The following is a 22,115-nucleotide window of genomic DNA, read 5'->3' on the forward strand; positions in this document are numbered from 1 at the left end:
AGAACATGAGCCAGTTCGAGCTGCTGGTGCGTCTGACTACACAGTCCCTGGATACGGCCGCCGAGCGGATGCGGGAGGCGCAGCAGCGCCAGGAAGGGCAAAAATCGCGCCTGGCACAGCTGGATGACTTTATCGGCGACTATCGTGCGCGTCTGCTGGAGCAGGGCGGACGGGGAATGGGGGTCGAGCAGTGGCTGGATTTTCGTGTTTTTCTTAACAAGCTGGACGATGCGCGCGAGGCCCAGCAGCTTGAAGTCGACCGTGCAACTCAGCGCTACTTGCTGGCCAGGGAAGCATGGCTTGCCGAGCGCAAAAAGCTCAAGGCTTATCAGGTGTTGCTGGAGCGCCAGCAGGCCAGGCAAGCGTTGAAAGCGCACCGTGCCGAGCAGAAGCTGGTCGATGAGTTTGCCATGCGCAAGCACAGGGAAAAAGACGGCTCGGGGGTGTAGGGTCGTGCTGTTTTTGGTGGCATATATTTTGCTTTTAATTATGCGTGCTTATCTGATTCGAGGTTGTCCTGATGGCTATACCCTCCTTGTCGCTACAAGCGCCGGCGCGTAACGCGGCATTGGCCCTGCCGCAGTCGGGCGAACTGGCTGCGTCTGGTGATTTGTTCGCCTCCTTGCTCGGTCTGCAAATGGGGGGCAAATCGGTGCTGGCCGGCGTCGAGCCTAAGCTTGCCGAGATAAAGCCTGATGTTAAGCCCGGCAAGGAAGCCGGTGCGGCAGAGCAGCCGCAGTTGTTTTTGTATGGCGCGCAGCCTGCCGTTTTGCCTCTGCATGTTTTGCCATCGGTGCCGCCAGAGGCGTCTGCGTCGCATCAGGCGGGCGATATGCTGGACTTGACGCAGGAGATGCTGGCGGCAAGTCATGTGGCAGGTGGCAAAAAGTTGCCGCATGAAACGCGGCAATTGCTGCAGTTTTTGCCGGATGGCAGCCAGCTTGCACAAAATATCCGCCCGGCGGATGCGCCCCAAGGCGGGCAAATCGTGCAATTAACGGTTAATACGCCGTTAAGTCCGGATAAGGCATGGGGTGAGGCACTGGCCGGGCAGGTGAGCGGTTTGATCCAGATGAAGGCCGAAGGTGCGACCATTAAGCTGAATCCGGCACATCTGGGGCCGATCGAGGTTGCGCTGAAGCTGAATCAGGATCAGGCCCAGATCAGCTTTGTGACCGCCACGCCACAGGCGCGTGATGCGCTGGAGCAGAATTTGTCGCGCCTGACCTCAATGCTGGCTGAAAGCGGTGTGCAGCTGACAGATGCGCAAGTCTCGTATGGCGGGCGTCAGCAACAACAGGAGCAGCAGCAAGCGCGGCGCGGATCGGGTTTTGCTGTCGATGAGGCCTCCGTGATCAGCTCTGCTCTGACGGGGGATGCGGATAATGCCGGGCTGAGTATTCGCGCCTGATAAATTCTTTGGCAATCAACTAGTCATTTCGCCGTTATTTCTGGGACAATAAGAGAATATCAAAATACTCTCTTATCGATAGAAGCGCGGAAGACAATAATCCATGGCGGAAGAAAAGAAAAAAGCAGCAGGCGGGGGCGGCAGCAAGCTGATGCTGATCGTGATCGTTCTGCTGGTTATCCTGATTGCTGCAGTTGGTGCACTGGGAGCCTACCTTTATCTGAATAAGGGCAGCGGGCTCGCGGAAAACGGCGCGCATGCCAGCGAGCAGGTGAAGAAAAAGCCGGAAGGCCCGCCTATTTTTGAAAAAATGGATACTTTTGTCGTCAACCTGGCCGGCGGTTCCGGAGCCCTGCTGCAGGTAGAAATGCAGGCCCAGCTACTGGACATTGAGTCCAAGAAGACGCTGGTCGAATATATGCCCAAAATCCGTAGCGGGCTGATTTTGTTGCTCTCGTCTAAAACTGCGGAGGAGCTGGCCAGCGCCGACGGCAAGGTCAGGCTCAAGGCGCAGGTCAAGAAAATCATCAACGAATCCATTGACCTGCCCGGGCAGGAACCGGTGGAGAGCGTGCTGTTTACTTCCTTTATCATCCAGAATCAGTAAGCCCAGATGGCTGACGATATTTTATCCCAGGAAGAGGTGGATGCCCTGCTGCGCGGGGTGACCGGGGATACTGAGGATGAGGGTGATCATGGCGATACCAGTGGCGTCCGCCAGTATGATATCGGACGCCAGGAGCGCATTGTGCGTGGGCGTATGCCTACGCTGGAAATCATCAACGAGCGTTTTGCGCGCAATTTGCGCATAGGCTTGTTCAATTTCATCCGCCGCAATGCCGAGATCTCGGTAGGTCCGGTCAGGGTGCAGAAGTACAGCGAATTCATTCGCAATCTGGTGGTGCCCACCAACCTTAATCTGGTGCATGTCAAGCCGCTGCGTGGCACCGGGCTGCTGATTTTTGACCCGGATCTGGTGTTCCTGGTTGTCGATAATCTGTTCGGCAGCGATGGCCGTTTCCATGTGCGGGTCGAAGGGCGCGACTTTACCCCGACCGAACAACGCATCATCCAGCGCATGCTGAATGTGGTGTTTACCGAGTACCAGAAGGCGTGGGAACCGGTCTATCCGCTGCAATTCAGTTATCTGCGCAGCGAAATGAATACCCAGTTTGCCAATATCGCCACGCCGACCGAGGTGGTAGTGGCGATGTCCTTTCATATCGAACTGGGGGCCGGCGGCGGGGACTTTCATGTCTGCCTGCCTTACTCCATGGTCGAGCCCATCCGGGATGTGCTGTCCAGTACCATGCAGGCCGACCGTACCGAGGTCGATAACCGCTGGGTCAGCCTGATGTCGCGTCAGGTGCAAACGGCCGAAGTCGAACTGGTCGCGGAGCTGGCGCATACCGAGGTGACGCTGGGGCAGGTGCTGAACCTGAAAGAGGGCGACGTCATTACGCTGGACATACCGGAACGGGTGGTGGCCGATGTGTCGGGCATTCCGGTGCTGGAGTGCAAGTACGGTACGGTTGAGGGCAAGTATGCCCTGAGTGTGGAAAAGATACTGGCCGGGGCGCATGACCTCGGCGATACGGAGTCGGGAGAGCTTAAACATGGCTGAAGAACAGGGCACGCAAGGCGCGGCCGATGATGTAATGGATGACTGGGCCGCCGCGCTGGCCGAACAGGCCGAGCAAGCCGCTGCCACACCGCCGCCAGTACAGCCGGCTTCTGGCCTGTTTCAGGAGCTGGGCGGCGCTGCGCCGGCCAGTGGCACCATTTCCCAGAATCTGGACATGATTCTGGATATTCCGGTGCAGCTGACAGTGGAGCTGGGCCGCACCAAGATCGCGATCCGCAACCTGTTGCAGCTGGCACAAGGCTCTATCGTCGAGCTGGATGGCTTGGCCGGCGAACCGATGGATGTGCTGGTCAATGGCTGCCTGATTGCACAGGGCGAGGTGGTGGTGGTCAATGACAAGTTCGGTATCCGCTTGACCGATATCATTACGCCGGTCGAGCGTATCCGGCGTCTGCAAAAATGAGCATCAAGCCTTTTTTGTTATGGGCCGCGCTGCTGTCCGGCCCCGCATGGTCAGCCAGTGCGCCTCAGGCTGTTGCGGCCCCCTCGGCTTTTATGAGTCTGGTGCAGGTGGTGTTTGCGCTGATGCTGGTACTGGGCGCGATAGTCGGCTGTGCCTATCTGGTACGCCGTCTCGGTGGTGGTGCCTTAGGTGGCAGCCGCGACTTGCGCGTGGTCGGCGGGGTGATGGTTGGCCAGAAAGAGCGGGTGGTGATTGTCGAGTCCGGCGACGAATGGCTGGTGCTGGGTGTGACTGCACACAATGTCAGCCTGCTGTCGCGTCGTGACAAGCCTGAAGGCGCCGAGTTGCCGCCGCAGCCGCCTTTGCCCGAGAATTTTGCCCGCCTGTTCAAAAGCGTACTCGCCAAATCCAAGTCATGAAGAAAAGCCCCTCTTTGCTGCTGGGCGCTCTGTTCGCGCTGGCGCCTGTTCTGGCCGACGCAGCCGGTCTGCCGATGATGAACAGCAGTCCCGCGCCCGGTGGCGGCCAGAACTATTCCTTGTCCTTGCAGATGCTGCTGTTTATGACCGGGCTGTCGTTTATCCCGGCCATGGCGCTGATGATGACTTCGTTTACCCGCATCATTATCGTGCTGTCGCTGCTCAGGCAGGCGCTGGGCACCATGCAGTCGCCGCCCAACCAGGTTTTGGTGGGGCTGTCCTTATTTTTGACGCTGTTTATCATGGGGCCGACGCTGGATCAGGTGTACCAGAAGGCGTGGGTGCCGTTTTCCGACGACAAGATCAGCATGATGCAGGCGGCCGACGAGGCGGCCAGGCCGATGAAGGCCTTCATGTTGTCGCAGACGCGTGAAAAGGATCTGGCCTTCTTTATCGAGGTGTCGCGCTCGCCGGCACCGGCGAGCCCGGCCGATATCTCCCTTAAGACGCTGGTGCCGGCTTATGTCATCAGCGAGCTGAAGACGGCTTTCCAGATCGGTTTTATGATCTTTATCCCGTTTTTGATTATCGATCTGGTGGTGGCCAGTATCCTGATGGCAATGGGGATGATGATGGTGTCGCCGGTGATTATTTCCTTGCCGTTCAAAATCATGTTGTTCGTTCTGGTTGACGGCTGGACGCTGGTGTTGGGTTCGCTGGTAGAGAGTTTTGCCCAGCGTTAAGCGCAAGGAGAGAATATGAGTCCGGAACTGGTCATCAATCTGGTGCAGCAGGCGCTGTTTACCCTGATTATTGTCGCAGCGCCCGTATTGGGCGTGTCTTTGCTGGTGGGCTTGCTGGTGAGCATTCTGCAGGCGGCCACCCAGATCAATGAAATGACCCTGACCTTCATTCCCAAGCTGATGGCGCTGTTTCTGGTGCTGCTCTTGGCCGGGCCATGGATGCTGAACACCATGATGGATTTCACCATCCGTCTGTATCAGAGCATTCCCGGCGCGATCGGTTAAGGCAAGATGGCGGCCAGTCTCGTTATTTCCGATCTGCAGATCAATGCGCTGGTCAGCTTCTTTGTCTGGCCGTTCGCGCGCATTCTGGGCCTGATGCTGTCCGAGCCTATCTTCTCCTCGCGCAGTATTCCGCGCCGCTTCAAAGGCGGCTTTGCCCTGATCCTGACCGTACTGGTCGCGCCCTTATTGCCCCCCATGCCTGCCGTGCCGCTGGTTTCGGCCGAGGGTGTGGCTATTTTGCTCAACCAGCTTTTGATCGGCATTATGCTGGGCTTTGTCATGCGCATCGTGATGACGGCGATGGAAATGGCCGGCATGATCGCCAGTGCGCAGATGGGTCTGGGTTTTGCCATGTTCTTCGACCCGCAGCATTCGGCCTCGGTGCCGGCCTTGTCGCGGGTACTGTCCATGTTTGTGACCTTGCTTTATCTGGCGCTAAACGGGCCGCAGATCGTGCTGTCGGTGCTGATAGACAGCTTCAATACGCTGCCGGTGGGGCAGGCGCTGCCAACGGACAGTCTGCAGGCGCTGGCGGTGTGGGGCGGGCATATCTTTAGCTGGGGCTTGTGGCTGTCGTTGCCGGTGGTGGCTGCGCTGTTGGTGACCAACCTTGCCATCGGCGTGATGACGCGTGCAGCGCCGCAGTTCAACATCTTTGCCTTCGGCTTTCCGCTCACGCTGATGATAGGTTTTATCGCGCTGTATCTGGTCGTGCCCTTGATGGTGCCGGCGATTGAAACCATCTATCAGCAGTCTTTCGGCCTGATGCGCAGCCTGCTGCAGGCCGCGCCGGTGGCTGCGCCTTAAGCGGCTTTTTGCTAGAATCCGGCATCTACAGGATTTTTTGTTACCACAATCCGGGGGCTTGCGTCCGGATTTACGCATACCGAGGCAACTATGGCAGGTCACAGCAAATGGGCAAACATCCAGCACCGCAAGGGTAGGCAGGATGCCCGGCGCGGCAAGATCTTTACCCGCCTGATCAAGGAAATCACCGTAGCCGCCAAAATGGGCGGCGGCGATCTGGCAACCAACCCGCGCTTGCGTCTGGCGGTGGACAAGGCCAAGGCCGAGTCCATGCCCAAGGACAATATCGAGAATGCGATCAAGCGCGGCACGGGTTCGCTTGATGGTGTGAACTATGAAGAGTGCCGTTATGAAGGTTACGGTATCGGCGGTGCGGCGGTGATGGTGGATTGCCTGACCGACAACAAGACCCGTACCGTGGCTGATGTGCGCCATGCCTTCTCCAAGTACGGCGGCAATATGGGTACCGATGGCTGTGTGGCCTTCCAGTTCACCCACTGCGGCTATATGTTGTTTGCGCCGGGTACCGATGAAGACGCACTGATGGAAGCGGCGCTGGAGGCCGGTGCTGACGATGTGGTCAGCAATGAAGACGGCTCGATCGAAGTGATTACCGCGCCTTACGAGTTCTCCGACATCCAGGCTGCGCTGCTGGACAAGGGCTTCAAGTCGGAAATGGGCGAAGTGACCATGCGCCCGCAAAATGAAACCGTCCTTGCCGGTGATGACGCTATCCGCATGCAGAAGCTTTTGGATGCGCTGGAAGATCTGGATGATGTGCAGGAGGTCTACACCTCGGCCGAGCTGGAAGACTAAGCCGGTTTCTCATGATCCAAGACAAGGCTTGCCTGCGGGCAAGCCTTGTCTTTATCCGGAAAGGCCGCCATGCCATCGCTTCGCATGACGCACCTGTTTATGTTGCTGAGTCTGCTGTGGTGGGGTTTCAGCCTGTATATGCTGCTCAAACCCGCCGGTACCGAGCCCTCGCTTATCCCGTATTTCGACAAGATCGGCCATTTTTCCCTGTTTGCAATACAGGCCGTCTTGCTGCGCCTGGCCTTGCCGCAACAGGCGTGGCCGCGCTTATTGCTGATGCTTGCCTTGTGGGCCGTGCTGTCGGAAACCTTGCAGGGCATGTTGACCACGGACCGCTCACCGGAGCTGGCCGATGCCGGTGCCGATATTCTGGGTGCGGCCACGGCGCTATGGGCGGTACGCATGCTGCGGTGTACACTTTCGTCATCTTTGCGGCGCGAAAAATAGCGCCGGCCTGAATCTATTTGCAGGGGGCACCATGTATTCGAATCATGTACGCCGGCGTGCGGCTTTGATGGCGCGGCTGGAAGGGGGCGTAGCGGTGTTGCCGACTGCGCCCGAAGTGCTGCGCAATGCCGACAATCCCTATCCTTACCGTCCTGATAGCCATTTTCTGTACCTGACCGGTTTTACCGAGCCGGAGGCGGTGCTGGTGCTGGATGGCCGCGCCGGGCGCGCCATTTTGTTTTGTCGCGACAAAGACGAGGCCAATGAAATCTGGAACGGCCACCGTTACGGGCCGGATGGCGCGCGCGAAGCCTTCGGCTTTGACGAAGCCTATCCGATTAGCGAACTGGATCAGCGCCTGCCCGATATCCTGTCCGGACAAAGCTGCTTGTACTGGCCCTTGGGACGTCAGGCCAGCTTTGATGCGCGCATCGCGAAGGCGCTGGAGGCGGTGCGTGCGCGCTCTCGCAGCGCTGACATGCCGCCGGCCCGTTTTGGCGATGTTTTGGCCTTGCTGGATGAAATGCGCCTGATCAAGGATGACTTCGAAATCGCTGCCTTGCGTCACGCCGGGCGCATTTCCGCGGATGGGCATATCGCCGCGATGCGCGCCACGCGCCCCGGTCTATACGAATATCAGGTCGAGGCCGAGCTGCTGGCCGTTTTTTGCCGCAACGGCGCACGACAGCCTGCGTATGAAAGCATCGTCGCCGCTGGCGCCAATGCCTGTACCTTGCATTACGTCGGCAATCACAGCCGGCTGGATGATGGCGCGTTGCTGCTGATCGATGCCGGTTGCGAGTTCTCCGCTTACGCCGGCGATATCACGCGCACCTTTCCGGTCAATGGCCGCTTTAGCGGTGCGCAGCGCGATGTCTACGAAATCGTGCTGGCGGCCCAGCTTGCGGCCATTGCCAGCATCCGGCCCGGTGTACGGCTGAATGTGCCGGGCGATGCGGCACTCGCGGTGCTGGCGCAAGGGCTGATCGATCTGGGGCTGCTCTCGGGCAGCGTGGACGGGGTGATCGAGTCCGGTGCCTACCGGCGCTTTTACATGCACGGCATCGGCCACTTTATCGGGCTGGATGTGCATGATGTGGGGGCGCGCAAGCTGGACGGGCAATGGCGCACGCTGGAAGAGGGCATGTGCACCACGGTCGAGCCGGGGCTGTATATCCGCGCGGCCGATGATATTCCGCTTGCGCTACACAATATCGGCATCCGTATCGAAGACGATGTGCTGGTCACCCGCAAGGGGCACGAGGTTTACACCGACAGCGTGCCCAAGCAGATTGCCGAAATCGAAGCACTGATGGAGAGGCTATGACGCACGCCGATGTGATCGTGGTCGGTGCCGGACCGGTGGGCGCACTGGCTGCCTTGCGTCTGGCGCGGGATGGGCGGCGCGTGCTGATGATAGAAGCGCGCGCAGCCGGCGAGACTGTGCGCGATGCGCGGGCGCTGGCGCTGTCCTGGGCCAGTCGTGCGCTGTTGGCCGAGGTTGGCGCTTTTCCAGACAGTGTGCCGGTGTCGATGATTGATACCGTGCATGTCTCGCAGCAGGGACGCATGGGGCGCACGCGCATCAGCCGCGATGATCTGGCCTTGCCGCATCTGGGCGTGGTGGTCGATTATCCGGCATTGACCTGCGCGCTGGCCGGTGTGCTGGAAGAGGCCGGGGTTACGGTGCGCTGGCAGTCGCGGGTTTGCAAAATCAACACGCTGGCGCGTTATGCCACGGTGACGCTGGATAGTGGCGAGCTACTCAGTGCGCGCCTGCTGGTGCTGGCCGATGGCGGCAGCTTGGCCGAAACCCTGCCCGGCATCCGTCGCCATGTGCACGACTATGCGCAAAGCGCGCTCCTGGCGCAGATTGAATTTGAAGAAGCGCCGGCCGGCATCGCTTTCGAGCGCTTTGCCGATGCGGGGCCGCTGGCCTTATTGCCGCATGCCGGCGGCTATATGCTGGTGTGGACGCGCACAAGCGACGATGCTTTGCGTCTGCAAAGTGCTGCGCCTGAGGTGCTGGCGGCCGAATTGCAGCAGTCATTTGGCGAACGTCTGGGGCGGATTGTCGGCGTAGGCGAGCGTGCGCTGTTTCCGCTGGCGCTGCGCCAGTTGAACCGGGTCACGGCGAGTCGGGTGGTGATGATAGGTAATGCGGCGCAAACCATGCATCCGGTCGCCGCCCAGGGGCTGAATCTGGGGCTGCGCGATGCAGCGCAACTGGCCGACAGCTTAAAAGGCGCAGCCGATCCGGGCGAAGTGGCGGGGCTGGCGGCTTATGCCCGCGCGCGCAAGCGTGACAGTCACGCCGTGGTCGGCTTTACCCATGGCCTGATCCGGCTGTTTGACGGCTCATCCACCTTGACCGGCGCACTGCGTGGCGCCGGGATGATGACGCTGGATGCCATCCCGCCTTTGCGCCGGCGTTTTGCCGGTCATCTGGTTTTCGGAGTATGAAATGAGCGGACAACGCAGTGATGTGATCATTGTCGGCGGTGGTTTGGTGGGGGCCGCCAGCGCCCTGGCGCTGACGCGCGCCGGGTGGCGCGTGGTGTTGATAGAGGGCCGGTTGCCTGACTTTTCGGCACTGGAGCAGGGCTGGGATGCGCGCATTTATGCGGTCAGCCCGGCCAACCGCGCCTTTCTTGAGCGCCTGAATGCCTGGCCGGATGGCAGCAGGATAGGCACGATCAACGTCATGGATGTATGCGGAGATGCCGGTGGTCGCATCGCCTTTCACGCCTCCGATGCGGGCGCCGAGGCCTTGGCCTGGATTGCCGAAAACCGCTGGCTGCTGGCCGCCTTGTGGCGCGAGCTTGAAGCGGCGGGGATTGAAGTGGTGTCGGGCGTGCGCCCTGTGGCTTTGCATAGCAGTGCGTCCGAGGCCAGCTTGCAGCTGGATGATGGCAGCACGCGCCGTGCAGCGCTGATTGTCGGTGCCGATGGCGCCAACTCCTGGGTGCGCGAAGCCTGTGCCATCAAGGGCGCCATCAAGCCCTATGGCCAAAGCGGGGTGGTGGCCAATTTTGCCTGCGAAAAACCGCATCAGGGCGTGGCGCGACAGTGGTTTGACGGCACCAGCATTCTCGCGTGGCTACCGATGGCGGGCGCACGCATTTCCATGGTGTGGTCGAGCCCGGACCCGGATGCGCTATTGGCACTGTCGCCGGACGATCTTGCTGAGCTGGTCGCCGCTGCTGGCGGCCATGCCTTGGGCAAGCTTGAATTGCTGGCGCCGGCGGCGGCTTTTCCGCTACGCCTGATCCAGCCCGAAGCGGTCATCGCTCCGCGGGTCGCGCTGGTGGGCGATGCGGCGCATACCGTGCACCCGTTGGCCGGGCAGGGCGTCAACCTGGGCTTTCAGGATGCGGCGGTACTGGCCGAACTATTGGCTGGCGGCGGTGATGCCGGAGAATGGCTGACGCTGCGCCGTTATGAAAGGTCGCGGCGCGAGGCGGTGCGTACCATGCAGCACACCTGCGATGGCCTGTTTACCCTGTTTCACCAGCTGGATAAGCCGCTCTTGGGCTGGCTGCGTAATGCCGGGCTGTCGCTGACCCATAAACTGCCGCTGGTCAAACGGGAACTCGCCCGTCGCGCCATCGGTTTTTGATACTGTCTGATAAGGTTGAACTGAATGAAACGTGTATTTCGCTTGTTGCCTGTCGTGGCTTTGCTGACCCCCTTGCTGGCTTGTTCGGCCACCAATGCTTCGGATAATCCCGATGCGGTGAAAAAGGCCTTCAAGGCGCGCTTTCCTGACCGTGAAGTGGTCAGCGTGGCCGAAAGTCCGGTCAAGAATCTGTTCGAGGTGGTGATCAAGGGGCAGAATCGCGGGCGTGATGTCTATAGCGTGGTGTATAGCGATGCCAAGGCCGACTACTTGCTGGTCGGTGACCTGATCGATGCCAAGGCGCGCAACAGCCTGACCGAGGCGCGTATGGAGAAGCTCAACAAGGTCAGCATTGATGTCAGCAAATTGCCGCTGAACAAGGCGATCAAGGATGTGCGCGGCAACGGCAGCCGCCAGCTGGTGGTGTTCTCCGATCCGGATTGCCCGTTTTGCAAACAGCTGGAACGTGAAAGCATCGCCAAGCTGGATAATGTAACGGTTTACACCTTCTTGCTGCCGCTGGCGCAACTGCATCCGGATGCCGAGCGCAAGAGCCGTGCGATCTGGTGCAGCAAGGATCCGGCCAAGACCTGGGCTGGTTTTATGCGTGAAGGCAAGGCTTTGCCGGATAACGTAAATTGCGACGCGCCGCTTGCCGAGGTCGCTGCCCTTGCCGAAAAGTTCGGCATTTCCGGTACGCCGGCGCTGATTTTCGCCAATGGTGATCTGGTGCCCGGCGCGATTCCTGTCGCCGAAATCGAAAAACGCCTGTCGGCCAAGAAGTAAGCCGCCATGTCTTGGAAAACGGCCGGATTGCCGTTGGCACTGGGTTTGTCGGTGCTGCTGCATCTGGCCGTTTTGCTTTTGGCGTACACGCCCACCCCTCCGTCCGTGGGCAGGCCCTTGCAGGTCGGCTTGCTCGCTCCCGTTGCCAGCCCTGCCAAGCCCTTGTCTGCGCCCATCCCTGCTTTGCCTGCGCCAGAGGCCAAGCCCGTACTGTCATCTGCGTCCATTTCGCAGGCCCCGCCGTCGGTGGCGAACTCCATGCCGATGCCGGCCTCGGCCGAGATGGCGAGTGCCCCGTTGCCTGAGCTTGCCGCCTTGCCGATTGATGTGGAGATGGCAGCGCCAGCGGACACTGTATTTGGCCTCTTGCCGCAAGCAGGGGATGAGAGCCAGATGCTGGGCTGGAATGTTTATGTGCCGGCCCGTCTGCTGGATGGTCCTTCCTTGCCGCTGGAAGAAATCCTGCTGCCCGAACCGGATGAAGAGGGTGCTGGCTCGGGGGAGATGGCCGAGGCCGAGATCAGGGTTTACGTTAATGAGCGAGGCGAGGTGGATGGGGTGGATATTGTGCGCTCCGAGCCGCCAGGGGTGCTGGACGATATCGCGCGCGCGGCATTTTCCCGGGCGCGTTTTGAGCCGGGTATGCAGCAAGGGCGTGCGGTGCGGCACTACAAGCGTATTGTCATTAATAAGATGCTGTAAGGCCAAAGATTCGGGTAAGATGGCAGCAAGCCTTCATAGAGCGGCTATTGTTGCTAATCACTGCGTCAAGTACGAGCGCAAACACTACGAGGAACTATCATGTCCGATTTGCAGACCCTGTTCGCCCAAGCCCAGCAAGACGTTACCTCCTTGGCCGAGCGCCCGGATAATGCTGCCATGCTGCAGCTGTATTCCTTGTTCAAGCAGGCGACGAGCGGTGACGCAACTGGCGAGCGTCCGGGAATGATGGATTTTGTTGCCCGTGCCAAATTCGATGCATGGGAAAAATTCAAGGGCCTGAGCGCCGACGAAGCCATGCAGAAATATATCGATCTGGTCGCTGAACTGAAGGCCTGATCGTCACGCCTGTGTGTGCTTGCCCGCCACCCCCGATAAGGGGCTGGCGGGTTTTTCTTGCCTGACGCTCAAGGAGGAGGTGCTATTGTGATGTTCTTGAGTTTCGGATGATGACGCCATGCCTGCACCTATGCCAGATCGAGGTTTAAGTTCGGCCAAGGCCGCAGCCTTGCTGCAGCGCTATGGCTACAACGAGTTGGCCACCGACCAGCGTCGGGCCTTGTTGCATATCGTGCGGGAAGTTGCCTGCGAGCCTATGTTTTTGCTGCTTTTGGCGGCAGGCGGTCTCTATTTTCTGACTGGCGACCGGCATGAGGCGCTGATCCTGCTGGGCTTTGTCTGCGTGATTATTGCCGTGACCGTGGTGCAGGAGCGGCGCACCGAACACGCGCTGGCCGCACTGCGCGATTTATCCAGTCCGCGGGCACTGGCGCTGCGTGACGGGGTGCCGCTACGCATTCCCGGGCGCGAAGTCGTGCCGGGCGACTTGCTGATGTTAAGCGAGGGCGACCGCGTGCCGGCTGATGCGCGCATTCTTGAGTCGCACGAGTTGGCGCTGGACGAGTCGTTGCTTAGCGGCGAGTCGCTGACCGTATTCAAGCATGCGGCGGGTCAGGGTAGCGACGCGCAGGTTTTTGCCGGCACTTTATTAAGCTCGGGGCAGGCACTCATCGAGGTGTACGCCACTGGGCCGGCTACCGAACTTGGCCGTATCGGCAAGTCCTTGCAAGGCATAGACAGCGCATCGCGCTCGCCCTTGCAGGGTGAAATTGCCGCTTTGACCCGGCGCCTGGCACTGATAGGCGTGGGCCTGTGTCTGGTCTTGACGCTGCTGTTTATCTGGCTGCGCGGGGGCTATCTGGAAGGATTGCTGGCCGGGATTACGCTGGCCATGGGGATTTTGCCGCAGGAGTTTCCGGTCATTATGATCGTGTTTCTGGCCCTGGGCGCGCGGCGTCTGGCGGTGGCACGCGTGCTGACGCGACGCCTGTCTGCGATCGAGGCGCTGGGCTGTGCGACCGTTTTGTGCGTGGACAAAACCGGTACGCTGACGCAAAACCGCATGGCGGTGGCGGCGCTGGTCGTGGGCGATGAATGGCTGGATGTGCCTGATGCCGCAGCCTTGGCCGATCTGCCGGAAAGCTTTCATCCTTTGCTGGAGTATGCCGTCCTGGCAAGCGAAACCGAGCCGCACGACCCGATGGAGCGGGCATTTCATGCCTTGGCCAATACCTGTCTGGCCGGCACCGAGCATCTGCATCCCGATTGGCGTCTGGCGCACGAGTATGAACTTTCTCCCGAATTAATGGCGATGTCGCACCTGTGGCAAAGCCGCGAGCGCAGCGCCGATACGGTCGCCAGTAAGGGTGCCCCCGAGGCGATTGCCGATCTGTGCCATTTGCCGCCGGCCATGCTGGATAAGGTGCTGGCGCAGGCGGCGCAACTGGCTGACCGTGGCTTGCGGGTTTTGGGGGTGGCATATGCCCGCTACGATGGCCAGGCGTGGCCGGCGGGGCAACATGATTTCGATTTTGAATTTGTCGGTCTGATCGGCCTGGCGGACCCGCTGCGCGCCGAAGTGCCTGCTGCGGTCGCGCAATGCCATCAGGCGGGTATCCGTGTGCTGATGATGACGGGAGACCATCCGCGTACCGCGCGCGCAATTGCTTTGCAGGCTGGCTTGCCCGCCGGGCGGATACTGACCGGTAGCGAATTGCAGGCTTTGCCGGCGGCGCGTCTGCATGCCGAACTTGCCGAAGTCGATGTATTTGCCCGGGTGACGCCGCAGCAAAAGCTGTTGCTGGTTCAGGCTTTGCAGGCACAAGGCGAGCTGGTCGCCATGACCGGGGACGGGGTCAATGATGCGCCGGCGCTCAAGGCGGCACATATCGGCATTGCCATGGGCAAGCGCGGCACCGATGTGGCGCGTGAGGCGGCTGCGCTGGTGTTGCTGGATGACGACTTTGCCGCCATTGTCGGTGCCATTCGCCTCGGGCGGCGCATTTTCAGCAATTTACGCCAGGCGATGATTTATACCCTGGCCGTACATATCCCCATTATTGGCTTGTCCATTGTGCCGGTGTTGCTGGGCATGCCGCTGGTGCTGGCGCCTTTGCATATTGCTTTTCTGGAGTTGGTGATAGACCCCGCCTGTTCCGTGGTGTTTGAAGCCGACAAAGGCAGCCCGCATTTGATGGCGCAAGCGCCGCGCCGTCAGGGCGATCCGTTACTTTCTTCGCGCCAGTTGGTGCTGAGCCTGAGTCTTGGGGGCTTGGCAACGCTGATGGTGATCGCTTTATATGGGGTATTGCTCGCGCAAGCCACGGCGGTGGACGAGGCGCGCACCTTGGCGTTTGCCGCTTTGCTGCTGCTCAATTCGGTGCTGATTTTCAGCAGCCGCTCATCCGGGCCGCAGTGGATGCAGGCTTTTTCCGGGCTTAGCCCGGTGACGTACTGGGTATTGTCCGCGAGTTTGACTGCGCTATTGGCCATCTGCCTGATTCCTGCGCTGGCCAGTCCCTTCGGTTTTGTTGCGCCCTCGCTCGCCGGCTGGCTGGGCGTATGCGTATTAGGCCTGATTGGGTTTTTGGGTTTCGAGTCGGTCAAGCTCTTGTTGCAGCGGCGCTGGGGCTAAGTGCATAGCGTGTGGTGCCGTACCTGTCTTTAGTTGTTGTGAAGCGTTTTGCAGATAGATAACCTGCCGGTTTTTGCCGGGCGCGAGTGGTGGATGTGCTGGCTGCGCAGATGGGTGAATGACCGTGAAAATATAATGCCGTACTCATTTCTTTTATATAGAATGACCAGCTAAATCAATAGATTTAATAAAATAAAATGGAGAGGAAATGGCATATTTTTGGCGGATTTATACCCTGATAGAACGTACATTCTGGTTCTCCCTCGGTCGAAAATTATGTAGTTTTTTCTTCATCAGCCTGCTGCAGCTCGGTCTGGTGGTATACGTTTACTTTGCACTTGAAGATATCCGGCAGTTGCTTTCTGCCGCCGGCATTCCTGCCGCGACAATGCTGGAAATCAATGCCGTTCTGGGGCGGGCCTTGTGGTGGTCGCTGGGGATCTGGGGTTTATGTTTTGTTTTTATCGGTTTTATGGTCTGGTATCTGCGTTACCTGATTGTCCGGCCGCTCAAGACAATCATTCATATTCTTCGTGATATCGGTGCAGGAGAAGGTGATCTTTCCGGGGAAATCCCTGCGTCGACTTATGACGAAATCCGTGATCTGTCCGAGGCGCATAACCAGTTTTTGCGGAAAATGCGTGAAATCATCGGAAAGGTGCAGCAAAAGACGATACATATCGCGATAGATTCGGTGCGCTCCCGTATCAATATGGCGGACTCTCTGGCAGTGGCCAGACGTCAGGATGCGCTGACAGCCGAAGTGAGAGCGGTCAGTGAAAAGACATCGGACGGCATTCATCAGGTTTCTGGCGAAACGCAACATATTTCGGCCAGTACCAGCGATAACCTGCAGGTTGCGCGAGAGTCTTACACCGAACTATGTGCCGTTGCGGCAACGATAGGGGCAATCAGTAGCAAGGTTGAGCGTTTTAATCAGACAGTGACTGACCTGAGTCAGCGTTCGGCCAGCATCAAGGATATTGTCGGGCTGATCAAGGACGTTTCCGATCAGACCAATTTGCTGGCGTTAAATGCGGCAATCGAGGCCGCCCGTGCAGGAGAGAGCGGGCGCGGCTTTGCCGTGGTGGCAGATGAAGTGCGCAAACTGGCGGAAAAGGTCAAGCTTGCAACCGATGAAATTTCCGGCAATATCGACGGTATGCTGCAGCGGGTCGGGGAGACCGAGGACGAAACCGGACAGATCTGCCGGGATACCGGGGCCGCCTTGCTTGTAGTAGGCAAGGCATCCGAGCATTTCGGCAAGATGGTTGTCGATTTTGAGCGTGCTGCCAGCGGTTTATCCGGCATTGCCGCGACCATGGAGTGCTTTGCTGTCAGCAACCAGCAAGTCAATCAAAATGTGCAGGTGGTCAATGAGCTAAGCCAGCAGGTCAGTGCCCAGCTTAAACAGTCAAGTGATGTGTCCCGGCAGTTGTCGGGAGAGGCGGAGGAGATTCAGGAACTGGTGTCGCGTTTTGTCTTGGGAGAGGGCGCGCTGGATCATCTCAGCCAGCAGACTAGAGGCTTGCGTAATCGTCTGCAGGACATGCTGGAGCGCTGGCGTAATCAGGGCTTGAATGTGAGTGACAGCCATTATGTACCGGTGGCTGGCTCTTTTCCCCTTAAATACCATACCTCATATGATGGAGCCGTCGAGGCGGATATACAGCCACTGCTGGATCAGATTGTACGCAGCAATCAGGGTGTGATCTATAGCGTGCTGGTAGATGGCAATGGTTATGCGCCTACGCATAACTCGTTTTATTCCAAAGCGCCAACCGGCGATGCGGCCAAGGATTTGCTGTATAGCCGCGATAAGCGTTTATTCGATGACCCGGTTGGTATTCGTTCTGCCCGCAATACGCGATCGATGTTGCTGCAAACTTATGCGCGCGATACCGGTGAGGTTTTGTCCGAGATTGCCTTGCCTGTGCAATTGAATGGACGGCATTGGGGGGCATTGCGCCTGGGGTTTGATCCGCAGCAGCTATTAAAGTAGCAAACGGCTCTGGCGAAGGTTGCGGGGTTTTGAAAAAGAGCGGCACATGCAAAGATGCATTGCCGCTCTTTTTATCAGATTGCCAGCGTGACGATGCCAAGCACGGCAAACAGGCTGGCCGCTACGCGGTGGACGATATGCTTGGGGAGCTTGCGCGCCGCCACTTCACCCAGTAATACGGCGGGCACATTGGCTATCATCATGCCCAGCGTAGTTCCGACAACGACCATAAACAGGTCGTGATAGCGGGCGCTTAGTGCAACGGTGGCAATTTGGGTTTTGTCGCCCATTTCGGCGAGAAAGAAAGCGATGAGCGTTGCGCCGAATACACCAAAACGATCCAGCAGTTTGGTGTCGTCGTCCAGCTTATCGGGAATCAGCATCCAGACCGCCATGGCAATGAATGAGCCGCCCAGTATCCAGCGCAAGGTATCGGCACCGAAGAAGCCGGTAATCCATGTGCCCAGTGCTGCAGCACCTGCGTGGTTGAGGATGGTGGCAACAAAAATACCGAGAATAATGGGGATGGGTTTTTTGTAGCGGGCGGCGATCAAGAGTGCCAGCAGTTGGGTCTTGTCGCCGATTTCGGCAAGCGCCACGATGCCGGTGGAGAAAAACAGAGCTTCCATGAGGGGTCCTAAGGGGCTGCAGACAAGCCATGACGCAGCCGCGCGGCAGCCCCTGAACGGGCGCGCGGTACGTCATGGGTCTTGCCAAACCTTCTCAGGTCGCGCATGCCATGGCCGTTAAGCCAAGTGTGTTGACATGCACCGGTGCTGTCCCGCACCGAGGCTACTCCCCCAGAGTCGGCGCATGATAAAGCAATTTAATCGCGTGATCAAGCTGCCGTTCTCCGGATTCAGCCCAGTTGGGAAGTGCAGTGCGGGCAGCGACTGGCTTTTAAAGGAATGCTGCTCAGGCAATAAGGGCAGTCTTGTGTGGTTGCGGGTGCTTCAGCCTGAACTTCTTCACGTTTCAGACGGTTGACGACTTTGACCAGCATAAAAATGGCAAAGGCGACAATGGTAAAGCTGACCATTGCATTAATGAACAGGCCGACATTGAGTGTGACGGCTCCGGCATCTTTGGCTGCAGCAAGCGAAACATAGGGGCCTGCCAGTTTGCTGCCTTGCTTGAGGACGAGAAACAGATTGGAAAAATCGATATTGCCCAGCAAGATGCCGATTGGCGGCATGATGATGTCGTCAACTAGCGATTTAACGATGGTGCCGAATGCGCCACCAATAACCACTGCAATGGCAAGGTCTAGTACATTGCCACGTACGGCAAAATCACGAAACTCTTTCAAAATGGACATGTCGCGACCTCTTTATGATATAGGGGGGAGATGACATCTTAGTACTAAGGGTAAGCAATTTTTTTGTTACATGCTGTTTTTTTGATGCATCAAGGTGAGCATGATGTAAATGGATATGCAGGGGGAGGCTTGTGTTTGTGGATGGGTCTGGAAGGGTGGTGCGGGTATGGAAAAAGCCGAACGTTTTATCGTCCGGCTTTTTTAATTCTGGCTCCCCGAGCAGGGCTCGAACCTGCGACCTGCGGATTAACAGTCCGTCGCTCTACCAACTGAGCTATCAGGGAATTGCTGAGGCACAAACTATACCCCGGTCGTTTTTTTGAGTCAACACCATGGGCAAATTTGTTTGGCCGGAGTGTCGTGATGCATCCGTTTGGCGGATTGAAATTTCCGGATTTGTCCTAAGTTACCAATCATTGAGCCTCTATAAAGAGGGGGCTTGCCAACAGCACGGTAAATGATATGAATGCAATGGTAAAACAGTGGCTGGCGCAAAATGGCGCGGTGTTCAACGAGGAGGGGACGCTGGCGGTGGCCGATACGACCGCCGCCTGGCAGGGGCTATCAGAACGGGCTGTACTTGCGCCGCTGGCTGGTTTTGCCGTGTTGAACGTATCCGGTGAAGATGCCGAAGCCTTCCTGCAGGGGCAGCTGTCGAATGATGTGCGCGAGTTGAATGGAGCGAATGCACAGTTCACGACTTACTCAACGGCAAAAGGGAGAATGCTGGCCAATTTTCTGATGTGGAAGGATAAGGGGGAATATCGCTTATTACTGCCGCTGGATCTGTCTGCTGCCATTATAAAAAGGCTGCGCATGTTCGTGATGCGCTCCAAGGTGAGTATTGAGCTGGCTGATTGCATGCCAGCTTTGTTATCAGGCCCATTGGCTGCCGATGCGCTCGCTGGTGCCGGTTTTGCTGTCGGCGCTGATGGAATGGGGCTGCATGCTGTGAATGGCGGTGTGGTCGTGACCTTGCCGTTTCCATCTTATTTGCTGGTGCTTGAGCCGGATGATGTTTCGATGCAATGGCAAAAGCTATTGTCTTATTGTGCACTGGGTGGGCATGATGTCGTTAATTTAGTCTTTGTCCGATCCGGTTTTGCCTGGGTCGTTGCGGCAACCCAGGAGGCATTTGTGCCGCAAATGGCTAATATGGAGCTTGTTTCAGCGATCAACTTTCGTAAAGGTTGTTATCCAGGTCAGGAAATCGTTGCCCGCATGCAATATTTGGGCAAGACCAAACGCCGTTTATACCGGGTTGAAGCCGATGAAGGTGGGTTGCTGGTAGGGGACGAGGTATTTGCTCAAGGGGATGCTGAGCATTCGTTGGGGGTAGTGGCGGCTGTTGTGACGCTGGAAAATGGCAAGCAGGAGGCATTGGTTGTGATGCTGATCTCCGCTTGGGATAATAAGGTTTGCGCCGGGCGCAATTCAGTTTTGTTGCATTGTTTGACCTTGCCTTATGTCGTTCCTGATATTATTTGAATATATGGCAGCTAACCGGTTGTCAGTATTATTGACGTAATAAGTAAAAATAGCTAACTTGTAAAAGCTACAAATAAACAATAGGCGCTCACCATGCAAATCGAAACACTGTCTTACCCTGAACTTCTCCAGCTGAAATCCGATGTTGAGTCGGAGATTGCCAAGCGCGAGCAAGAAGAGAAGTCCAAGGCACGCAAGCAAATTCTAGAAATCGCCCGCACTTATGGGCTAAGTGTCGAAGAAGTACTGAGCAAGTCGGTCAGCGTACGCAAGCCAGTTGAGGCCAAATATTGCCATCCTGAGCACCCTGATATGACTTGGACAGGTCGTGGCCGCAAGCCGGTATGGGTTGTCGAGTTGCTGGCAGCTGGAAAGACGCTGGCAGATCTGGCTATCTGATCTGTGTTTTGAGTTCAGGAAAAGCCGCGATTTGTTCGCGGCTTTTTTATTGATGAATGTTCTATTGCAAAGAGTGTGACGGGTTATACTTGAAAAGCATTCAGGGTCGGGTTGTGTTGCGGCCAAAGCTACCATGCCAATACTAACGAGATGCACATAGTGATGAGCAGGCTTGATTTTCTTTCTTTTGGTGCCGGCAAGAAAAACCCGGCAGGTCCTTTTTCCGATGGGAAAAATGCCGCGCAGTGGTTGCAGCAGCAACGAGATGAGCATGGTGCTGCTGCGCATGAAATATTGTGTGATGAACTGGCGCGCTTCAATGAGGCCGGGCAGGCTCACCAGCATGATGCCGACACCTTAGAGGCTCTGCTGGTATTGAATCGTCTGTCCCAGCCCTTGCAATCACAGTTGCGCACTCAGTATTTGATGAGTGCCCGCATGCCTAAAGTGATGGAATCACAACTGCGCAATCAGATGTTGCGCTATAGCCAGCTGTTTTGTACCGCTTATCAGCGTTTTCTCGTCATCGAGATGAAGGACGATGAAGGCATTCGGGCATTATTGCCGGAGGCTATGGCGTGCATGATGCATTATCAGGCAGAGCATGCTTTGTGGCTGTATTTTCGCCACTTCTCGCCGGACAAGGTGTTCTGGACAAATGTGCATCAGCTATACCGGCTGGCAGAGACGCGTGGCATGGCTATTGCACCGGTCTTGTTATTCGGTCAAGAGACTGGGACGACAGTTCAGGACCAATACCTGGTGCTGTTGTTGGTATCCTTGCTTGGTAGTGGCAATTTGCAGCCTCGGCAGATCAATATGGCCTATATGCTGGCTCAACGCTTAAGCAGTTATGTCAGTCTGGTTGCCGAAAATACGGGCGAGCTTAGTTTTTGCGTGAATCTTGCCGTAGGCTTGCCGCCTGCCCGTCCTTCTATACCCAATGTTCCGACAATGCGTTACTGGGGAACTTCTGCGCTGATTGAGCAAGTAAATACCTGGCTGATTATGCTCGATAGCAGCCGGATGCCGGAGGCGCTTAAATCCCTGCGGGAACCTGGTCTGGATGCGGCTTTATTGCGCTATTTGCAGCGAGAGTGGGCATCACAGCCTTATCGTTTTGAGCGTGCCGAGCGTTTGCCGGTCTCCGGTAAAATGCTGGAGCTCGCTTACCGTCTGCCTTTGTTGCATAAACTGGTACGCGAACCCGACGAGAAAAAACATGCCAGCGAAGCGGCTTCGTCTTCCGACGAGATGGCCGAGATCCGGATTTATGGTTTTGTCACCAGTCGTAGCAGACCTCCGGCACCGGTTAGCCGGGAAGGTGCAGAACCGAAAGAAGTCCTGCCACAGTGTCTCGTTGACAATCAAAGTGCAAGCGGCTTAGGCGTTTCTCTGGCCACTATAGGCAATGAGTGGGTTTCTATTGGTGGTTTACTTGGTTTTCGCAGTGGAAGCGAGGCTTCATGGAGCCTGGGTATCATGCGCCGGATCAACCGGCCGACTGCCGAAAAAATATATCTTGGGGTAGAAATCCTGTCAGAACGTCCGGTTGCCGCTTCTATCCGGCCGGAGGGTGGGGGAATGCCCGAGTTGCCGGCTGAGCGAATGTGGCTGGGCGGGGAGGCTGCTCTGTTTGTGCCCTGTATTCGTGAGGGGCGCAAGATAAATGCGATGGTGCTTGCCATATCTTCATATTCGCTGGGAAAGCAGTTTTATATGACTGCGCGTGGCAAGCATTTTTTGGTGGCACTGGGCAAAGTGCAGGAGAGGGGAAGCGACTGGTGCTTATGCGAGATCGAGTTGATCAGGCAGGTTGAAGCGCTGCCTTAA

The 22,115-nt window shown here is 57.6% G+C and carries 24 protein-coding genes, 1 tRNA gene and 1 riboswitch; of the genes, 22 read left to right on the forward strand and 3 right to left on the reverse strand.

All coding sequences use genetic code 11. From position 1 onward, the window contains the following. Window positions 1-5: 5 nt before the first annotated feature. The 19 genes from fliJ (at window position 6) to GQF02_RS06605 (ending at window position 17,077) form a co-directional block, all read left to right on the forward strand. Window positions 6-449, forward strand: coding sequence for a flagellar export protein FliJ (gene fliJ / locus GQF02_RS06515; RefSeq protein WP_160795749.1), 444 nt, complete (start codon window positions 6-8; stop codon window positions 447-449). Between the two features lie 71 nt (window positions 450-520). Continuing rightward, entirely contained in the window at window positions 521-1,411 is an 891-nt protein-coding gene (locus GQF02_RS06520; protein WP_160795751.1) for a flagellar hook-length control protein FliK, read from the forward strand. A gap of 103 nt (window positions 1,412-1,514) precedes the next feature. Next, entirely contained in the window at window positions 1,515-2,018 is a 504-nt protein-coding gene (locus tag GQF02_RS06525; RefSeq protein WP_124736569.1) for a flagellar basal body-associated FliL family protein, read from the forward strand. 6 nt (window positions 2,019-2,024) lie between these two features. Continuing rightward, window positions 2,025-3,035, forward strand: coding sequence for a flagellar motor switch protein FliM (gene fliM / locus GQF02_RS06530; RefSeq protein ID WP_124736568.1), 1,011 nt, complete (start codon window positions 2,025-2,027; stop codon window positions 3,033-3,035). Next, window positions 3,028-3,459 (forward strand): flagellar motor switch protein FliN, encoded by a 432-nt coding sequence (gene fliN / locus GQF02_RS06535; RefSeq protein ID WP_160795753.1) that lies wholly within the window; start codon window positions 3,028-3,030, stop codon window positions 3,457-3,459. Before fliM ends, fliN begins: the two co-directional genes overlap by 8 nt. Beyond that, window positions 3,456-3,878: a flagellar biosynthetic protein FliO gene (gene fliO, locus GQF02_RS06540; RefSeq protein WP_220789369.1), complete on the forward strand. Its 423-nt coding sequence runs from the start codon at window positions 3,456-3,458 to the stop codon at window positions 3,876-3,878. Before fliN ends, fliO begins: the two co-directional genes overlap by 4 nt. Next, window positions 3,875-4,621: a flagellar type III secretion system pore protein FliP gene (gene fliP, locus GQF02_RS06545; RefSeq protein WP_160795755.1), complete on the forward strand. Its 747-nt coding sequence runs from the start codon at window positions 3,875-3,877 to the stop codon at window positions 4,619-4,621. Before fliO ends, fliP begins: the two co-directional genes overlap by 4 nt. Before the next feature lie 15 nt (window positions 4,622-4,636). Continuing rightward, on the forward strand, window positions 4,637-4,906 hold the full coding sequence (gene fliQ, locus GQF02_RS06550) for a flagellar biosynthesis protein FliQ (RefSeq protein ID WP_124736565.1): 270 nt from the start codon (window positions 4,637-4,639) through the stop codon (window positions 4,904-4,906). A gap of 6 nt (window positions 4,907-4,912) precedes the next feature. Next, a complete protein-coding gene (gene fliR / locus GQF02_RS06555) occupies window positions 4,913-5,713 on the forward strand; it encodes a flagellar biosynthetic protein FliR (RefSeq protein WP_160795757.1) in 801 nt (266 codons plus the stop codon). 90 nt (window positions 5,714-5,803) lie between these two features. Further along, window positions 5,804-6,529 (forward strand): YebC/PmpR family DNA-binding transcriptional regulator, encoded by a 726-nt coding sequence (locus tag GQF02_RS06560; RefSeq protein ID WP_124736563.1) that lies wholly within the window; start codon window positions 5,804-5,806, stop codon window positions 6,527-6,529. A 69-nt stretch (window positions 6,530-6,598) separates the two neighbouring features. Then, a complete protein-coding gene (locus GQF02_RS06565) occupies window positions 6,599-6,976 on the forward strand; it encodes a VanZ family protein (protein ID WP_235930095.1) in 378 nt (125 codons plus the stop codon). Between the two features lie 31 nt (window positions 6,977-7,007). Next, window positions 7,008-8,303 (forward strand): aminopeptidase P N-terminal domain-containing protein, encoded by a 1,296-nt coding sequence (locus GQF02_RS06570; RefSeq protein ID WP_160795759.1) that lies wholly within the window; start codon window positions 7,008-7,010, stop codon window positions 8,301-8,303. After that, complete coding sequence (locus tag GQF02_RS06575; RefSeq protein WP_160795761.1) at window positions 8,300-9,439, forward strand: FAD-dependent oxidoreductase; 1,140 nt, start codon at window positions 8,300-8,302, stop codon at window positions 9,437-9,439. Before GQF02_RS06570 ends, GQF02_RS06575 begins: the two co-directional genes overlap by 4 nt. Before the next feature lies 1 nt (window position 9,440). Continuing rightward, window positions 9,441-10,595 carry a UbiH/UbiF family hydroxylase gene (locus GQF02_RS06580; RefSeq protein WP_160795763.1) on the forward strand — a complete coding sequence of 385 codons (1,155 nt, stop codon included), beginning with the start codon at window positions 9,441-9,443 and terminating at the stop codon, window positions 10,593-10,595. 24 nt (window positions 10,596-10,619) lie between these two features. Next, entirely contained in the window at window positions 10,620-11,381 is a 762-nt protein-coding gene (locus GQF02_RS06585) for a DsbC family protein (protein ID WP_124736559.1), read from the forward strand. Between the two features lie 6 nt (window positions 11,382-11,387). Beyond that, window positions 11,388-12,083 carry an energy transducer TonB gene (locus GQF02_RS06590; RefSeq protein WP_160795765.1) on the forward strand — a complete coding sequence of 232 codons (696 nt, stop codon included), beginning with the start codon at window positions 11,388-11,390 and terminating at the stop codon, window positions 12,081-12,083. 99 nt (window positions 12,084-12,182) lie between these two features. Further along, window positions 12,183-12,440 carry an acyl-CoA-binding protein gene (locus GQF02_RS06595; RefSeq protein WP_124736557.1) on the forward strand — a complete coding sequence of 86 codons (258 nt, stop codon included), beginning with the start codon at window positions 12,183-12,185 and terminating at the stop codon, window positions 12,438-12,440. 118 nt (window positions 12,441-12,558) lie between these two features. Further along, on the forward strand, window positions 12,559-15,075 hold the full coding sequence (locus tag GQF02_RS06600) for a cation-translocating P-type ATPase (protein WP_160795767.1): 2,517 nt from the start codon (window positions 12,559-12,561) through the stop codon (window positions 15,073-15,075). A gap of 208 nt (window positions 15,076-15,283) precedes the next feature. Continuing rightward, window positions 15,284-17,077: a methyl-accepting chemotaxis protein gene (locus GQF02_RS06605; protein WP_124736555.1), complete on the forward strand. Its 1,794-nt coding sequence runs from the start codon at window positions 15,284-15,286 to the stop codon at window positions 17,075-17,077. A gap of 74 nt (window positions 17,078-17,151) precedes the next feature. Here GQF02_RS06605 and GQF02_RS06610 read toward each other — a convergent pair whose 3' ends face one another. The 3 genes from GQF02_RS06610 to GQF02_RS06620 form a co-directional block, all read right to left on the reverse strand. Continuing rightward, a complete protein-coding gene (locus tag GQF02_RS06610; RefSeq protein ID WP_124736554.1) occupies window positions 17,152-17,706 on the reverse strand; it encodes a TMEM165/GDT1 family protein in 555 nt (184 codons plus the stop codon). Window positions 17,707-17,710: 4 nt separating this feature from the next. Continuing rightward, a riboswitch (yybP-ykoY riboswitch) is annotated at window positions 17,711-17,884 on the reverse strand. A gap of 52 nt (window positions 17,885-17,936) precedes the next feature. Next, a complete protein-coding gene (gene mscL, locus GQF02_RS06615) occupies window positions 17,937-18,395 on the reverse strand; it encodes a large conductance mechanosensitive channel protein MscL (RefSeq protein WP_124736553.1) in 459 nt (152 codons plus the stop codon). A gap of 208 nt (window positions 18,396-18,603) precedes the next feature. Next, a tRNA-Asn gene (locus tag GQF02_RS06620) sits at window positions 18,604-18,679 on the reverse strand. A gap of 178 nt (window positions 18,680-18,857) precedes the next feature. On the opposite strand from GQF02_RS06620, the gene ygfZ reads away from it, so the two are divergent. The 3 genes from ygfZ to GQF02_RS06635 all read left to right on the forward strand — a co-directional run bounded on the left by ygfZ (window position 18,858) and on the right by GQF02_RS06635 (window position 22,115). Next, window positions 18,858-19,883 (forward strand): CAF17-like 4Fe-4S cluster assembly/insertion protein YgfZ, encoded by a 1,026-nt coding sequence (gene ygfZ / locus GQF02_RS06625; protein WP_160795769.1) that lies wholly within the window; start codon window positions 18,858-18,860, stop codon window positions 19,881-19,883. A 93-nt stretch (window positions 19,884-19,976) separates the two neighbouring features. Beyond that, a complete protein-coding gene (locus GQF02_RS06630) occupies window positions 19,977-20,282 on the forward strand; it encodes an H-NS histone family protein (RefSeq protein ID WP_124736647.1) in 306 nt (101 codons plus the stop codon). 162 nt (window positions 20,283-20,444) lie between these two features. Next, window positions 20,445-22,115, forward strand: a complete 1,671-nt coding sequence (locus tag GQF02_RS06635; protein ID WP_160795771.1) for a hypothetical protein — start codon at window positions 20,445-20,447, stop codon at window positions 22,113-22,115.

The sequence above is a fragment of the Craterilacuibacter sinensis genome (assembly GCF_009831765.1).
Classification (GTDB): domain Bacteria; phylum Pseudomonadota; class Gammaproteobacteria; order Burkholderiales; family Chromobacteriaceae; genus Craterilacuibacter; species Craterilacuibacter sinensis.

What these genes read in the sequence shown, in the direction of transcription:
- fliJ (WP_160795749.1), top strand. Translation starts at nt 6, where the DNA reads ATGAGCCAGTTCGAGCTGCTGGTGCGTCTGACTACACAGTCCCTGGAT.
- GQF02_RS06520 (WP_160795751.1), top strand. Translation starts at nt 521, where the DNA reads ATGGCTATACCCTCCTTGTCGCTACAAGCGCCGGCGCGTAACGCGGCA.
- GQF02_RS06525 (WP_124736569.1), top strand. Translation starts at nt 1,515, where the DNA reads ATGGCGGAAGAAAAGAAAAAAGCAGCAGGCGGGGGCGGCAGCAAGCTG.
- fliM (WP_124736568.1), top strand. Translation starts at nt 2,025, where the DNA reads ATGGCTGACGATATTTTATCCCAGGAAGAGGTGGATGCCCTGCTGCGC.
- fliN (WP_160795753.1), top strand. Translation starts at nt 3,028, where the DNA reads ATGGCTGAAGAACAGGGCACGCAAGGCGCGGCCGATGATGTAATGGAT.
- fliO (WP_220789369.1), top strand. Translation starts at nt 3,456, where the DNA reads ATGAGCATCAAGCCTTTTTTGTTATGGGCCGCGCTGCTGTCCGGCCCC.
- fliP (WP_160795755.1), top strand. Translation starts at nt 3,875, where the DNA reads ATGAAGAAAAGCCCCTCTTTGCTGCTGGGCGCTCTGTTCGCGCTGGCG.
- fliQ (WP_124736565.1), top strand. Translation starts at nt 4,637, where the DNA reads ATGAGTCCGGAACTGGTCATCAATCTGGTGCAGCAGGCGCTGTTTACC.
- fliR (WP_160795757.1), top strand. Translation starts at nt 4,913, where the DNA reads ATGGCGGCCAGTCTCGTTATTTCCGATCTGCAGATCAATGCGCTGGTC.
- GQF02_RS06560 (WP_124736563.1), top strand. Translation starts at nt 5,804, where the DNA reads ATGGCAGGTCACAGCAAATGGGCAAACATCCAGCACCGCAAGGGTAGG.
- GQF02_RS06565 (WP_235930095.1), top strand. Translation starts at nt 6,599, where the DNA reads ATGCCATCGCTTCGCATGACGCACCTGTTTATGTTGCTGAGTCTGCTG.
- GQF02_RS06570 (WP_160795759.1), top strand. Translation starts at nt 7,008, where the DNA reads ATGTATTCGAATCATGTACGCCGGCGTGCGGCTTTGATGGCGCGGCTG.
- GQF02_RS06575 (WP_160795761.1), top strand. Translation starts at nt 8,300, where the DNA reads ATGACGCACGCCGATGTGATCGTGGTCGGTGCCGGACCGGTGGGCGCA.
- GQF02_RS06580 (WP_160795763.1), top strand. Translation starts at nt 9,441, where the DNA reads ATGAGCGGACAACGCAGTGATGTGATCATTGTCGGCGGTGGTTTGGTG.
- GQF02_RS06585 (WP_124736559.1), top strand. Translation starts at nt 10,620, where the DNA reads ATGAAACGTGTATTTCGCTTGTTGCCTGTCGTGGCTTTGCTGACCCCC.
- GQF02_RS06590 (WP_160795765.1), top strand. Translation starts at nt 11,388, where the DNA reads ATGTCTTGGAAAACGGCCGGATTGCCGTTGGCACTGGGTTTGTCGGTG.
- GQF02_RS06595 (WP_124736557.1), top strand. Translation starts at nt 12,183, where the DNA reads ATGTCCGATTTGCAGACCCTGTTCGCCCAAGCCCAGCAAGACGTTACC.
- GQF02_RS06600 (WP_160795767.1), top strand. Translation starts at nt 12,559, where the DNA reads ATGCCTGCACCTATGCCAGATCGAGGTTTAAGTTCGGCCAAGGCCGCA.
- GQF02_RS06605 (WP_124736555.1), top strand. Translation starts at nt 15,284, where the DNA reads ATGGCATATTTTTGGCGGATTTATACCCTGATAGAACGTACATTCTGG.
- GQF02_RS06610 (WP_124736554.1), bottom strand. Translation starts at nt 17,706, where the DNA reads ATGGAAGCTCTGTTTTTCTCCACCGGCATCGTGGCGCTTGCCGAAATC.
- mscL (WP_124736553.1), bottom strand. Translation starts at nt 18,395, where the DNA reads ATGTCCATTTTGAAAGAGTTTCGTGATTTTGCCGTACGTGGCAATGTA.
- ygfZ (WP_160795769.1), top strand. Translation starts at nt 18,858, where the DNA reads ATGAATGCAATGGTAAAACAGTGGCTGGCGCAAAATGGCGCGGTGTTC.
- GQF02_RS06630 (WP_124736647.1), top strand. Translation starts at nt 19,977, where the DNA reads ATGCAAATCGAAACACTGTCTTACCCTGAACTTCTCCAGCTGAAATCC.
- GQF02_RS06635 (WP_160795771.1), top strand. Translation starts at nt 20,445, where the DNA reads ATGAGCAGGCTTGATTTTCTTTCTTTTGGTGCCGGCAAGAAAAACCCG.